Origin of the sequence: Parasynechococcus sp., from assembly GCF_045559935.1 — a bacterium.
Taxonomy (GTDB): Bacteria; Cyanobacteriota; Cyanobacteriia; order PCC-6307; family Cyanobiaceae; genus Parasynechococcus.
The window spans coordinates 199,663-212,123 of the sequence record NZ_JBJLJL010000010.1 but is presented as its reverse complement, the minus strand read 5'-3'; the positions used below and the strand labels follow the sequence as shown (position 1 = coordinate 212,123).

At 64.0% G+C, this 12,461-nt stretch carries 15 protein-coding genes; 7 read left to right on the top strand and 8 right to left on the bottom strand.

The features are described from left to right. Positions 1–3: 3 nt before the first annotated feature. On the top strand, positions 4–453 hold the full coding sequence (locus ACJ0G7_RS11035; RefSeq protein WP_043691225.1) for a DUF3531 family protein: 450 nt from the start codon (positions 4–6) through the stop codon (positions 451–453). Continuing rightward, positions 446–1,192 carry a 16S rRNA (uracil(1498)-N(3))-methyltransferase gene (locus ACJ0G7_RS11030; protein WP_407396166.1) on the top strand — a complete coding sequence of 249 codons (747 nt, stop codon included), beginning with the start codon at positions 446–448 and terminating at the stop codon, positions 1,190–1,192. The genes ACJ0G7_RS11035 and ACJ0G7_RS11030 overlap by 8 nt, the downstream gene beginning before the upstream one ends. On the opposite strand, the gene ACJ0G7_RS11025 is transcribed toward ACJ0G7_RS11030, so the two are convergent. Then, positions 1,182–1,577 (bottom strand): hypothetical protein, encoded by a 396-nt coding sequence (locus ACJ0G7_RS11025; RefSeq protein ID WP_407396165.1) that lies wholly within the window; start codon positions 1,575–1,577, stop codon positions 1,182–1,184. The genes ACJ0G7_RS11030 and ACJ0G7_RS11025 overlap by 11 nt on opposite strands. A gap of 86 nt (positions 1,578–1,663) precedes the next feature. Between ACJ0G7_RS11025 and ACJ0G7_RS11020 the strand changes: the two genes are divergently transcribed. After that, on the top strand, positions 1,664–2,377 hold the full coding sequence (locus ACJ0G7_RS11020) for a DUF92 domain-containing protein (RefSeq protein ID WP_043691222.1): 714 nt from the start codon (positions 1,664–1,666) through the stop codon (positions 2,375–2,377). Here the strand turns inward: ACJ0G7_RS11020 and ACJ0G7_RS11015 are convergent. The 7 genes from ACJ0G7_RS11015 to ACJ0G7_RS10985 form a co-directional block, all read right to left on the bottom strand. After that, a complete protein-coding gene (locus ACJ0G7_RS11015; RefSeq protein ID WP_407396163.1) occupies positions 2,358–3,089 on the bottom strand; it encodes a sigma-70 family RNA polymerase sigma factor in 732 nt (243 codons plus the stop codon). The two genes, ACJ0G7_RS11020 and ACJ0G7_RS11015, sit on opposite strands and share 20 nt — an antisense overlap. Positions 3,090–3,192: 103 nt before the next feature. Next, on the bottom strand, positions 3,193–3,366 hold the full coding sequence (locus ACJ0G7_RS11010; protein ID WP_173402117.1) for a hypothetical protein: 174 nt from the start codon (positions 3,364–3,366) through the stop codon (positions 3,193–3,195). A gap of 31 nt (positions 3,367–3,397) precedes the next feature. Further along, complete coding sequence (locus ACJ0G7_RS11005; protein WP_407396161.1) at positions 3,398–4,075, bottom strand: GDSL-type esterase/lipase family protein; 678 nt, start codon at positions 4,073–4,075, stop codon at positions 3,398–3,400. A 13-nt stretch (positions 4,076–4,088) separates the two neighbouring features. After that, complete coding sequence (locus tag ACJ0G7_RS11000; RefSeq protein WP_407396160.1) at positions 4,089–5,609, bottom strand: PhnE/PtxC family ABC transporter permease; 1,521 nt, start codon at positions 5,607–5,609, stop codon at positions 4,089–4,091. Then, a complete protein-coding gene (locus ACJ0G7_RS10995) occupies positions 5,588–6,292 on the bottom strand; it encodes a phosphonate ABC transporter ATP-binding protein (protein WP_407396158.1) in 705 nt (234 codons plus the stop codon). The genes ACJ0G7_RS11000 and ACJ0G7_RS10995 overlap by 22 nt, the downstream gene beginning before the upstream one ends. Then, complete coding sequence (locus ACJ0G7_RS10990) at positions 6,289–7,188, bottom strand: putative selenate ABC transporter substrate-binding protein (RefSeq protein ID WP_407396156.1); 900 nt, start codon at positions 7,186–7,188, stop codon at positions 6,289–6,291. The genes ACJ0G7_RS10995 and ACJ0G7_RS10990 overlap by 4 nt, the downstream gene beginning before the upstream one ends. A gap of 28 nt (positions 7,189–7,216) precedes the next feature. Continuing rightward, on the bottom strand, positions 7,217–8,395 hold the full coding sequence (locus tag ACJ0G7_RS10985) for a pyridoxal phosphate-dependent aminotransferase (RefSeq protein ID WP_407396155.1): 1,179 nt from the start codon (positions 8,393–8,395) through the stop codon (positions 7,217–7,219). 53 nt (positions 8,396–8,448) lie between these two features. Here ACJ0G7_RS10985 and ACJ0G7_RS10980 point away from each other — a divergent pair, with 53 nt between their 5' ends. The 4 genes from ACJ0G7_RS10980 to ACJ0G7_RS10965 are packed head-to-tail and all read left to right on the top strand — an operon-like array spanning position 8,449 to position 12,077. Next, a complete protein-coding gene (locus tag ACJ0G7_RS10980) occupies positions 8,449–8,865 on the top strand; it encodes a VOC family protein (RefSeq protein WP_253912792.1) in 417 nt (138 codons plus the stop codon). A 6-nt stretch (positions 8,866–8,871) separates the two neighbouring features. Next, positions 8,872–9,444 (top strand): uracil-DNA glycosylase, encoded by a 573-nt coding sequence (locus tag ACJ0G7_RS10975; protein ID WP_043691214.1) that lies wholly within the window; start codon positions 8,872–8,874, stop codon positions 9,442–9,444. Positions 9,445–9,466: 22 nt separating this feature from the next. After that, complete coding sequence (gene ispG, locus ACJ0G7_RS10970) at positions 9,467–10,687, top strand: (E)-4-hydroxy-3-methylbut-2-enyl-diphosphate synthase (RefSeq protein ID WP_407396153.1); 1,221 nt, start codon at positions 9,467–9,469, stop codon at positions 10,685–10,687. A gap of 34 nt (positions 10,688–10,721) precedes the next feature. Then, positions 10,722–12,077, top strand: a complete 1,356-nt coding sequence (locus ACJ0G7_RS10965; RefSeq protein ID WP_043691210.1) for a S41 family peptidase — start codon at positions 10,722–10,724, stop codon at positions 12,075–12,077. Positions 12,078–12,461: the final 384 nt, after the last annotated feature.

The window sequence follows — 12,461 nt, the reverse complement described above, 5'->3', positions numbered from 1 at the left end:
CCCATGGACATCCGGTTTCGGGAGGTCGACCCCTTCAATTGCTGGCTCTGGCTGCGTTTTGCGGAGGTTCCAAGCCAGGGGGAGCGGAATTACGTCGATGGGATCTTCGACAGCTGGTATGTGATCGGCCGTCTCGGCGGATTCAATGCCGAGAACCTGCAGGTGCATGAGGAAAGTGCTGACCTGAGTTGGATGGCCTACGACAACGAGGAGGCCGAATCGGTGATGCCCGCCCTGATGCACAACATGGGGCAGATGGAATACCGGGACGCGTGGGGCCGATGCTGGGTTGATCTCGGCACCAGTGATGCCGTCGGCCTTGATGTGCTCATCAATGCGCTGCGACAGCTCGATTCCGACGTGGTTCAGATCGAGGAACTGGTCGTCGGCGGAGTGAATGAGGACTGGCCCGTGGAGGACCATCCAGACAGCCTGTTCCCAGCGGGTGGCTGAACTGCGCCGGCTGCTGATCGAGCCGGATCGTCTGGGGGATCTCTCCAGCCGGAACCGGGTTCTGACCCTCAGGGAGCACGAACGTCATTACCTGCGTCGGGTGCTGCGCCTGAAGGTCGGTGATCCGGTGGCCGTCATCGATGGCTGCGGCCATCTCTGGAGTGCCCGTCTGGATGTCGACGCTGCCCTGATCCTGGACACCGCCCCCTCCGCACCCGCCGAAAGCGAGCCGCGACCGCGTCAGCAGCTGGGTCTTGCAGTGGCCCTGGTCCGCCGTGGCATGGACGATCTGCTGCGCATGGCCTGTGAACTGGGGGTGGACCGATTTCAGCCACTGCAGACGGCGCGATGCACCCCCCAGGCGGAGCACCGTCCGGACCGCTGGGCCAGCATCCTGCGCGAAGCGGCCGAGCAGTGCGAACGCCTGTGGCAACCGACGCTGCATCCCTTGCGCACGCTTCAGGACTGGTCTCCTGCTCCCCCGTCTCAGCTGGCGGTCGCTGTCACGCGCTGTGATCAGGTTCAGGAGCTGAGCCTCTGGCTTGAGCATGCGGCGGCTCCGGATCAGGATCTGTGGCTGGTGATCGGCCCGGAGGGCGGTTGGACAGCGGACGAGCAGACCCTGTTCGGGCAACGCCACTGGCAGCCGGTGGGACTGGCTCCGACGATCCTGCGCTCCTCCACCGCCGGCGTTTGTGCGGCGGTGAAGTTGTCGTCGTGGCGCCAGATCAGACCTTGAACAGATCGCTGGCGATGGCACGGAAACCGCGCATGGAGGCCCCTGGCTGCCGGCGACGTGCCCTCAAGCCTGTGCCGGGAAGCAGGTTCTCGGGAGCGAAGGTCGCCATGGTGACGGCCGGACGGGATTGTTCCGCCGCGGCCAGTTCGGCGGCGATCGCCTCGGCCGTGGTCTGCGTGGCGCTATCGGAGTCAGGAGCGGACGCCGTCACCGCCGTTGGGGTGAGGACCGGTTCCGGAGTGATCTCAGACGGTTCGGTGACCACAACCGGAGTGGCCGTCGGTTCGGGGCTGTCCGTCGCCTGGCTCGGAATGCTCAGATCGGCAGGGGCTGCCTCGTCATCGAGGGTGAGGAAGAACCCTTTGTTCTGCTTGTTGAACACCATGCCCTGGTCGCTGCACGATCACGGGTGATTCTCCCCCGTCGGCCTGGCATGACGAGGGATGCTTAGGGCAGTGCAACACAGTCGGCATGCCCTGGCTCTCAGCCCTGTTGATTCATGGGGTGCTGATCGCCCTGGCGCAGCGACTGCCGCTGCTCACACGGGCGGGCTGGATCCATGCCGGAGCCCTTGGAACGATTCTGCTGGGTTCCCTTGGTTGGCAGGGTTGGCTGGCCGTGGTGCTCTATCTGGTGCTCGGCAGTGCCGTCACCAAACTCGGTTTCCGCGACAAGCAGCGCCGTGGTCTGGCCGAAGCCCGCGGAGGCAGCCGTGGGCCGGAAAACGTCTGGGGTTCGGCTGCCACCGGTGCTGCGCTGGCGTTGCTGATCGGCGCCGGAGTGGAGCCCAGGTCGGTGCTGCTGGTGGGTTTCGCCGCCAGTTTCGCCGCCAAGCTCGCGGATACCTTCGGCAGTGAGATCGGCAAGCGCTGGGGACGCACAACCGTTCTGATCACCAGCTTCCGTCGCGTGCCACCCGGTACGGAAGGGGCGATCAGCCTGGAGGGAACCCTGGCCAGTGCCTTCGGCAGCCTGCTGATGAGTGTTCTGATGCTTGCGCTGCAGCTGATTCCGTCCTGGCCGTTGACCGGTCTGGTGATGCTGATCGGTCTGGTGGCGACCCTGGCCGAGAGTCTGTTCGGTGCGCTGGTGCAGGACCGTTACGACTGGATGAGCAACGAACTGGTGAATGCGCTGCAGACCTCTCTGGCGGCAGTTCTGGCCATCACAGCGATGCGGATCTGAGCGACAGCTCACCGTCTCTCTCCGCCAGTTCCTGAAGACGCGCGATCCCCGCCTGGATCACAGATCGGAGTCCGCCGGCACGCACGTTCTGACGTCGCGCCACCTCGCGAAGGCTCTGCCCGTCGATCAGATGGGCCTGAAGCACCCGGCGTTGTTCCGGATCCAGTTCGACCATGGCCTTGACAAGCCACTCGCGTTGGTCATCAAGGGCTCGCTCATCGGGCAGCTCGCATGGCATGGCGTCGAGGCTCTGGCTCCGGGCGCAGTGGAGGGCTGCGAAGGCATCCTGCAGCCGTGTCTCCGTGACGCCGAGACGTCTGGCAAGACCCTGGCGTGACAGAGGCGGCTGACTCTCCGGCGAGAGACCATCGCCGAGACGTCCGGCACGCACGGCCAGATCCCTCAGTCGCCAGGGGATGCGCAGCGTTGCCGCACGATCCCGTCGGTAGTGCATCACCTGGCCGTTCGCACGGCTGAGCAGATAGGAGCTGGGCTTCAGTCCCCGACTTGCATCGAAGCGATCCACCCCGGCGATCAGACCAAGGCAGGCCTCCTGGAGCAGATCGTCGTACTCCTCCGGACCCTGTCGCCGCTGACGTTTGGCGACCAGGTGGGCCAGTCCCAGGTGCTGAAGAACCCGATGGTTGCGACGCCGCAGGGCATCGGGCAGAGGTCGGCGCTGCTCATGGCGCCAGTGATGTTGGTTGATCAAAAGGAGAACGCATCGTCCTCCCCAGGGTTCCCGGCTTCAGGACGACGGCACGCCCACTCGAGTGCCGCTGTTGACCACCCGGGTGTCGCCGATGCTCCGTGATTCAGGAGGGATCCAGATCGCAGCGGGCAAGCTCCGGCTGGGTCAGCCGATCGATGATGCGAGCCATGTCCACGGCGGTGAGCTCACCGTTCTCATCCCATTTCAGTGTTGTCTTCCGCTGCGCGGAGGTGCGTCCGGTGGTCGGGTCGAGATTGCGGTCGGGCCCCACGTCCATCAGTTGTGTCAGGGAACACGCACATTAGGTCTCAGGTCGTGTTCGGAGTCAGTGTCTTCAGGGGTTGTAACCCGGCCCAGGCGAGCAGAGCGGGCCATTGCCGCAGCCTCTGATGCATCCAGGCATGGCCATCGGCGTTCAGGTGAAGTCCATCGGGCTCCAGCCAGCTCAGCCAGTCCGTTTCAGCCTGCACTGGCCTGTGCATTGCGAGGAAGGGCACATCGTGTTCCCGGCAGGTTTCCGCCAGCACCGCTTCGTATTGCTCGATCACTGGGTTGGCGTACCAGAGACAGTCCGCAAAGGGCATCACGTGGTCGTCCACCGGCGTCATGCCGATCACCAGCACGCTGCTCTCCCCGCTGATGGCTTCCAGCAGCTGCCCCATGCCGAAGGCGTAAGCCTCCTCGCTGAGCTGTGGTCGGCCGTTGGGCCTGCCGATGCGAGCGGTGTCGTTCAGGCCGACGCTGAGCAGCACACCATCCGGTTGCTGCCGACGCAGTTCGCCCCGGCAGCTCCATTCCCTCCGCCATCGGGCCGAGACGGCCTCCAGTCCGTCACCACGCACGCCGAGCGGGTAGATCACCGGCGCCTGGGGCAGTCCCATCCATTCCAGCCTGAGCCGCTCGCACCAACCACCGCCCAGCCGATCCCCCCAGCCATGAACGCCGCTGTCACCCAGAACCACCAGCTGCCGCGGTGCCATTGCCATCAGCGTGGACGACTCAGAGCGAGCCAGCCTGACAGGCCCACTGTCTCTGCAGCCGGTCCATCAGCAGTTCCCCGAGGCTGGTGAGGGTGGCATAGGCCAGCACCAGCCAGAACACCTGGGCCCAGTGGAAGGAACCGAGCGCTTCGATCAGCTGCCAGCCCAGTCCGGCGCCACCGACCAGTCCCACCACAGCGGTGTCACGGAGGATCACATCGCAGCGACTGGCGGCATAGATCAGATAGCTGCGACTGCATGGAGCCAGCTCCCCCATCAGCCACGCCTGGCGCTGTCCGGCTCCCATGCAGCGCAGAGCCTGGGAGAGCCCGGGATCGTTGTGATCAAGGTCCTCCACAAGAATCCGGCCCATCACACCGAGATGATGCAGTCCGAGGGCCAGACCGGCGAGCCACAGACTCGGCTTCACCATCATCATCAGCAGCAGGGCTGTGAGCGGTGGTGGTAACAGACGCAGCAGTCCCCATCCCCACCGCTGCAGATGCGCCGCTGACCGCCCGGGCCAGACCATCAACCCCAGCACCGGCCCGCTGATGGCGACAGCGCTGCCCAGCAGTGTCAATCCGAGTGTGGAAAGAATCAGGCCTGGCCAGGGTGTCGTGGTTAGGGCCTCCATCAGCGCAGCGCCATCCACCGCCTGGAACAACGACAGATCCGCCAGCTGCGGTGCTGTGAGATCCAGCTGGAGCATGGATCCCCACAACAGGCCTGCCGGCAGTGCTGCCGTCAGGAGCAGCAGGATCATTCCGGTGGGAAAGCGGTTCAGCAGCACTTCGAGCAGAACCATGGCGAGCGCCAGGATCCAGAGCCCGCTCCAAAGCTCACGGAACTGCAGTGACTGAAGACTGAGGACCAGATCGGTTCCCAGACCTCCGAGACCGAAGACCCCCAGCAGCACAGCCGAACGCAGGGCACAGTCCAGACGCTGAGCCATCTGACTGATCAGCGACGGTCCGACCGTCGGCAGCACGGCGGTGACGAAGGCGGCTCCCGGACCGGCTCCACCTCTCTGCAGCGCCAGGGACGCCGGCGGATTACGACTGTCGATCTGATCACTCACGACCCTGGCCAGCAGAGCGGCATAGGGGACGGCGATCGCCAGAACCGCCACCCATCCATTCAGACCGAACACCTGCAGCAGCAGCAGTCCCCAGATGAGTTCATGCAGGGAACGGATCGGAGCAAGCAGCCGTCGGACCAGCACGGCACCTGTGGTGGTGCCGTTCACCAGCAGCCAGACATGACGTGAACTGAGCAGTCCCAGGGCACATCCCGCCAGGCAACTCACCCCCCAGGCGAGCAGGGCCGTGATCAACGTCACCTGGAGACCCTGCAGCAGGCTTGCGATCAGCGGAGGATCCAGGCTGGGCTGCACGGCAGCCAGTGCGAAACGGCCGAGCAGGTTCAGCCCGCCGCCATGCAGATCCAGTGCCAGCACCAGCAGCATCACTGGAAAGACCAGGCCAGGCAGCAGTGGCCACAGGGGCAGAGCCGGTTTCAGAGGGATTGGTAGAGGCATGCGATCGCGTCAGACGTGACATCGCCGGTGGATTCGTCGAGCACGAGGCGCCCCTGCCGTAAGCCGATGACGCGGTCGAAGCGATGCACCAGGTCGGGACGGTGCAGGCTCACCAGGCAGCCGGCCTGATCCAGCAGACCGAGCATCACCTCCTCGGCAAGGACGGGATCCAGGGCGGAGAGGGGTTCATCCGCGAGCACCAGAAGCGGTTGCTGCCGCAACAGGCGGGCCAGAGCCACCCGCTGACGCTGGCCGCCGGACAGACGGCTCACCGTGGTGTCCATCAGTTCAGGCTCCAGACCCGCTGCGGTCACCGCGGCCAGGCACTCCCGCCGTTCGAGCGGCTGGAGCAGATTGCGCAGGGCCCAGAGCAGGGAGTGTCGCCCGAGGGCACCGGCATTGACATTGCGGCTGACCGTCAGTTCCTCGATCAGCCGCAGGTCCTGCCAGAGGGTTCCGATCTCCAGACGCCTCCGCCGCGGCAGTGTCCTGATCGGCTGGCCTCGCCACTGCACCTGGCCCTGATCGGGCTGAAGACTGCCATTGGCGAGGCTGAGCAGCGTCGTTTTTCCGGCGCCACTGGCTCCGAGCAGAGCGACACGTTCTCCGATGGCAATGCGCAGATCGAGCGGTTCCAGGCGCCCCCGAATGCCCACCTGCCGCATCGCCAGCACAGCGGTCAACGGATTTTGCCGAGCTGCCGACCGATGTTGGCGATCGCGTCGTAGTCCGACGCCTTCGCCGGAATGAAGCTGCCCGCACCGAACAGTTCCAGGATCGTGCGCCGGCGCTCGCTATCCGGTTTCAGCGCGATGAAGGTGCCGCGCACCCGTTCGGTGAATCCGGTGCCGAAACGGTCGTCCAGTCCGGGACGTGCCAGCCAGTGATAGTCGGCATACGGAGGCGTGCGCCAGATCACCTTCACCTTGCTGCTGTCCACCCGTCCATCCTTCACCTGGCTGGTCCAGACCTGCTCGTTCAGAGCGCCGACTTCATAGGCCCCGCTCTGCACCAGAGCGACCGTCGCGTCGTGGCTGCCGCTGAATCCGCCTCTCCCTCCAGCGAAATCACGGGGGGTGACAGCGGCTTGCCGCAGGAAGTGCTCCGGCATCAGCCGTCCTGAGGTGGAACTTTCCGAGCCGAAGGTGAAGCGTTTTCCCTTCAGTTGCTTCAGCTGGTCCTGACTGGTGATCGGACGCAGACCGCTCCCGCTGTTGGCGATGAACACACTGGTGAAACGGGCGTCGATATCGCGCTGAGCCACGACTTTGGCCCCGGGGGTCTGCAGGCGTGCCTGCACACCGGTGAGTCCTCCGAACCAGACCAGATCCAGACTGCCGGTGCGGAAGGCGCTCACCGCAGCGGCGTAATTGCTGACTGGGACATAGCGCACCGGCACTCCGAGGGACTCACTCAGTTCCGCGGACAGTGCCCCGTGCAGGCGGTTGAGCCGTTCGGGATTCTGGTCAGGGATCGCTCCGATCCGAAGAGGACGGACGGCGGCGGTGGGGGTGGCCGTGATTCCGAGACCGAACAGCAGTCCGGTGACGACCACGGCCAGGCGTTCTCGCACAGGCATCAGGAATTCGTGGGTCTTGAACGATTGATCAGAACGTCTGCAGCATCTGACTGAGTCGGTTCAGACCATCCCCGATCGTCTCACGCGACACCGCACAGGACAGTCGGATGCAGCGGTCCTCTCCGAAGGCGACACCCGGAACGACGGCCAGCCCGGACTCGTCCAGGGCTCTGCGGCAGAACGCCATGGAATCGTTGATCCGTTCCGGAAGCTGAGGGAAGGCGTAGAACGCACCCTGGGGCGGCAGCAGCGTGATCTCCTCGATCGCCTGCAGTCCCTGCGTGAGCAGAGTCCGGCGGCGGTTGTAGCTCTCCGCCATCTGAATCACACAGTCCCGCTTGCCCTGCAGTGCCGCCAGCGCACCGCGCTGGGCGAAGCTGCAGACGTTGCTGGTGCTCTGGCTCTGAAGCGCCGACGCCGCCTTGATCACGGTCTCGTCTCCGGCCAGGTACCCGATGCGCCATCCGGTCATCGCCCAGCCTTTGGCGAACCCATTGACCGTGAAGCAGCGTTCCGCCAGATCCGGTGCGACGGCCGCGAAGCTGTGGTGCTCCTGCCCTTCCGCCAGGAGGAATTCGTAGATCTCATCGCTCATCACCAACAGACGAGGATGCCGGCGCACCAGCTCGGCCAGAGCTTCCAGCTCCGCAAGGCTCATCACCCGTCCGGTCGGATTCCCGGGGGTGTTGAGCACCAGCAGGCGCGTGCGTTCCGTGATGCGTGCCTCCAGCTCGGAGAGATCGAGCCGGAAGCCCTCCTCAGGGTTCGACGCAATCACAACACTCCTGGCTCCCGCCAGAGCGGCCATGTCCGGGTAACTGAGCCAGTACGGCGCAGGGATCAGCACTTCGTCGCCGGGATTGAGCAGCACCTGGAACAGGTTGAAGATCGCCTGCTTTCCACCGTTGGTGATCAGCACCTGGCTCGGCCTGGTGGGAATGCCGTTCTCGCTGCTCAGCTTCTCAGCCACCGCCGCTCTCAGTTCGGGATCACCGGCCGCCGGCCCGTAGCGGGTGATTCCATCGCCGAGGGCCTTGCGGGCGGCGTCGACGATGAACTCGGGGGTGTCGAAATCCGGCTCTCCGGCGCTCAGACTGCAGATGTCGCGGCCCTCGTTCCTCAGCGCTTTCGCTCGGGCCCCGATTTCAAGGGTCAGGGACGGCTTCAGGGCTTCAGCCCGTTGGGACAGAACGGTCGGGGTGGGCATCAGCAACGCACCTCCCCCGGATGCGTTTGAAAGAGTTAATCCTGCCTCATGTGGTGTCCCAGACAACCAGTTGCCAGCTCATCGCCATGAAACCGATCTCGATCACCTGGGTGCTGGCGGCCCACGCCCCCGAACCCCTGGCCCGTTTCTATGCCCTTGCCTTCGGGACCGTCGCCGAACAGGGTTTCTCTCGGCAGCACTGGCGCGTGCCGCTGGCGGATGGGGGATGTCTGGAGATCTACCGCCCCTCTCGATCGCGTCCTTTCCCAGAGCGTGGACGAACCCTGGCGCCCTGTCTCAGGCTCTCCGCCTGTGAGCATCCCCTGGAGCTGCTCGAGGCGTGTCTCCCCGAGTTGATCGCCTCTGGCGCCAGAGTGCAGCAGCCCCCGCGCGTGGAGCCGTTCGGGGCTGAAGCCTGGCTGGAGGATCCCGAGCAGAATCCGCTGCTTGTGGTTGCCCCGTCCATCTGATCCGTCATGGCCGAGACCCCGCTCACGGAACTGGACCTCTGTGGCAGCTGCACCGCCTGTTCCCTCTCGGAGACCCGCACCAGGGTGGTGGTGAGCCGAGGTTCCGCGTCGGCGCCTCTGATGCTGATCGGTGAGGCCCCCGGAGCCCGGGAAGATGCCACCGGCCAGCCGTTTGTCGGACGATCCGGCCAGGCGCTTGATCGTCTGCTGGTGGAAGCCGGATTCGACCTCGAGACGGACGTCTACATCTGCAATGCCGTGAAATGCCGACCGCCGGGCAACCGACGCCCGAAGCGGGTGGAACTCGCCGCCTGCCGGCCCTGGCTCGATCTTCAGCTGCAACAGGTGAACCCCGCAGCGGTCGTCCTGGCCGGTGCGACGGCGGTGGAGGCGATCCTGGGCATCAAGGGCGGCATGACGCAACTGCGGGGACGTTGGCAGCGATGGCAGGACCGTGCGGTGATGCCGATCTTCCACCCCTCGTATCTGCTGAGAAATCCTTCGCCTGATGAAGGTGCTCCCATCGATCTGACGCGCCGGGATCTGGCCGCGGTGCGACAGCACCTGTGCGAACGTTGAATCGCTCGCGGCGAACCCTGTCATGACCGCCACACTGCCGACCACGCCAGCTGTTGTGGATCGTCGTTACGACACCCAGATCCACCGGCGCGTCACCCGCACCGTGATGGTGGGGGACGTGCCCATCGGCAGTGACCATCCCGTGGTGGTGCAGTCGATGATCAATGAGGACACCCTCGACATCGAGGCCGCGGTGGCGGGCATCATCCGGCTGGCCGAGGCGGGCAGCGAGATCGTGCGGGTGACCACTCCCTCCATGGCCCATGCCCGAGCGATGGGTGAGATCCGGGCTGCCGTCCGATCCCGTGGCTGCACGGTTCCGCTCGTCGCTGATGTGCATCACAACGGCGTCAAGATCGCCATGGAGGTGGCTCAGCACGTCGACAAGGTCCGGATCAATCCAGGCCTGTTCGTCTTTGACAAGCCCGACCCCGGGCGTCAGGAGTTCTCAGACCAGGAATTCGCCGCCATCGGAGCCCGCATCCGCGAAACCTTCGAGCCACTCGTCACCCTGCTGCGGGATCAGAACAAGGCTCTCCGCATCGGTGTCAACCACGGCTCCCTCGCCGAACGGATGTTGTTCACCTACGGCGACACCCCCAAGGGAATGGTCGAGTCGGCGATGGAATTCGTGCGCATCTGCGATGACCTCGACTTTCACAACATCGTGATTTCCATGAAGGCCTCCCGCGCTCCGGTGATGCTGGCGGCGTACCGCCTGATGGCCGACACCATGGATCGGGAGGGTTTCCATTACCCGTTGCATCTCGGGGTGACGGAGGCCGGAGATGGTGATTACGGCCGCATCAAGAGCACCGCTGGGATCGCAACCCTGCTTGCCGATGGGCTCGGTGACACCGTCCGGGTGTCGCTCACCGAGGCTCCAGAGCGGGAAATCCCAGTTTGCTACTCGATTCTTCAGTCGCTGGGCCTGCGCAAGACGATGGTCGAATACGTGGCCTGCCCCAGCTGCGGTCGCACCCTGTTCAACCTTGAGGAGGTGTTGCACAAGGTGCGCGATGCCACGGCTCATCTCACGGGGCTCGACATCGCCGTGATGGGTTGCATCGTCAACGGTCCTGGCGAGATGGCGGACGCTGACTACGGATATGTCGGCAAGACACCCGGCGTCATCTCTCTCTACCGCGGTCGCGAGGAGATCCGCAAGGTTCCCGAGGATCAGGGCGTCTCCGCTCTGATCCAGTTGATCAAGGAGGACGGCCGCTGGGTTGATCCGGCCTGAAGTCGTTAGGCTGAAACATCAACTTTCAGGGCGCATGCCCAGCGTTTCACCCATGCGGAAGGTGGTGCGGTCGGGCTCCCTGCTGATCCTGGGTCTGGGTGGAATCGCAGCTGCCGTTGTGCTGTCGCGGCCGGGACTGAGTCTTCCGAGCGCCACCGGCGGTTCGATCACCGACAGCCCGAAAGAGGTGATCGATCAGGTCTGGCAGATCGTGTATCGCGATTACATGGATTCCAGTGGTGCCTACACCGAATCGCGCTGGCGTCAGCTGCGGGGCGAACTGCTCAGGAAGTCCTACGCCGACAGCGATGCCTCCTATGAGGCGATCCGCGGCATGCTTGACAGCCTGAACGACCCCTACACGCGCTTCCTGGACCCGAAGGAGTTCAAGGAGATGCAGATCGACACCACCGGGGAGCTGATGGGTGTCGGGATTCAGCTCGGTCTCGACAAGGAGACCAAGGAACTGGTGGTGATTTCGCCGATCGATGGAACTCCTGCCTCACGGGCCGGTGTGCAGTCCAAGGATGTGATCGTCACCATCGATGGTGCCTCCACCGAGGGCATGAGCACCTCCGATGCCGTCAAGCTGATCCGCGGACCTGAGGGCTCCGAGGTGGTGCTCGGCCTCCGCCGCGACGGCAGGGTTCTGAATGTGCCTCTGATCCGGGCCCGCATCGAACTCAATGCGGTGAAGTCCAGCCTCAACACCGCCCAGGACGGCAGCAAGGTCGGATACATCCGCCTGAAGACCTTCAATGCCAATGCATCCCGTGAGATGCGCGATGCGATCCGCGAACTCGAGGAGCAGGAGGCGGACGGCTACGTGCTGGATCTGCGCAGCAACCCAGGTGGTCTGCTCGAAGCCAGTGTTGACATCGCCCGCCAGTGGCTGAACGAGGGCACCATCGTCAGCACGCGCACCCGTGAGGGCATCCGTGATGTGCGTCGTGCCACCGGCAGCGCTCTCACCGACAAGCCCATGGTGGTGCTGATCAACGAGGGGTCGGCCAGTGCCAGCGAGATCCTCTCCGGAGCACTGCAGGAGAACAACCGTGCCGAACTCGTCGGCATGAAGACCTTCGGAAAGGGGCTTGTGCAGGCCGTTCGCGGCCTTGCTGATGGTTCCGGAATGACGGTGACCATCGCCAAATATCTGACCCCCCGTGGGACGGACATCCACCAGAACGGCATCAAACCGGATCTGGAAGCCGATCTCACTGAGAAGGAGATCAAGGGACTCACCCCGGATGATCTCGGAACGGCAAAGGACGGTCAGTACAAAGTCGCTGAGTCCGCCCTCGTGAAAGTGCTCACCAAAGCCGACGCCGGTCAGACCTACAACCCAACTGGTGCCAATCTTCAATCCGCGCTTCAAACTCCTGAGTAGTCAATCTCAAACACGCAGCAACAACGATTCAGGTCTCCATGACCTCAGGATCGTCTGTTAAACGCCATCGGTATGAAAGGTATAAACCGCTGCAGACACAGGTAAAACCACAATTAAGGTTAGGTTAACGAGGCGAAGCTGAGTTGCCTGACAGAATCCTCTACTTCTTCTTTTTTCTAAGCATCTACAACACGTGCTTCATCTTCGCTTACACGACAGGTCATAAGCGATTGAGACCCGACTCCCCTTACAGGCTTTCTCGAGAAGTCTGGTTGGTGACAATCATCGGTACTTTGATTGCTGCTATCTGGGATCTGAATTTGATGTAGGTCTCTTGAAGAACAGCTGAATGTTGTGAAGGCAGATCCCTTGCCCGGATCAAGC

What these genes read in the sequence shown, in the direction of transcription:
- ACJ0G7_RS11035 (WP_043691225.1), top strand. Translation starts at nt 4, where the DNA reads ATGGACATCCGGTTTCGGGAGGTCGACCCCTTCAATTGCTGGCTCTGG.
- ACJ0G7_RS11025 (WP_407396165.1), bottom strand. Translation starts at nt 1,577, where the DNA reads ATGGTGTTCAACAAGCAGAACAAAGGGTTCTTCCTCACCCTCGATGAC.
- ACJ0G7_RS11020 (WP_043691222.1), top strand. Translation starts at nt 1,664, where the DNA reads ATGCCCTGGCTCTCAGCCCTGTTGATTCATGGGGTGCTGATCGCCCTG.
- ACJ0G7_RS11010 (WP_173402117.1), bottom strand. Translation starts at nt 3,366, where the DNA reads ATGGACGTGGGGCCCGACCGCAATCTCGACCCGACCACCGGACGCACC.
- ACJ0G7_RS11005 (WP_407396161.1), bottom strand. Translation starts at nt 4,075, where the DNA reads ATGGCAATGGCACCGCGGCAGCTGGTGGTTCTGGGTGACAGCGGCGTT.
- ACJ0G7_RS11000 (WP_407396160.1), bottom strand. Translation starts at nt 5,609, where the DNA reads ATGCCTCTACCAATCCCTCTGAAACCGGCTCTGCCCCTGTGGCCACTG.
- ACJ0G7_RS10990 (WP_407396156.1), bottom strand. Translation starts at nt 7,188, where the DNA reads ATGCCTGTGCGAGAACGCCTGGCCGTGGTCGTCACCGGACTGCTGTTC.
- ACJ0G7_RS10985 (WP_407396155.1), bottom strand. Translation starts at nt 8,395, where the DNA reads ATGCCCACCCCGACCGTTCTGTCCCAACGGGCTGAAGCCCTGAAGCCG.
- ACJ0G7_RS10975 (WP_043691214.1), top strand. Translation starts at nt 8,872, where the DNA reads ATGGCCGAGACCCCGCTCACGGAACTGGACCTCTGTGGCAGCTGCACC.
- ispG (WP_407396153.1), top strand. Translation starts at nt 9,467, where the DNA reads ATGACCGCCACACTGCCGACCACGCCAGCTGTTGTGGATCGTCGTTAC.
- ACJ0G7_RS10965 (WP_043691210.1), top strand. Translation starts at nt 10,722, where the DNA reads ATGCCCAGCGTTTCACCCATGCGGAAGGTGGTGCGGTCGGGCTCCCTG.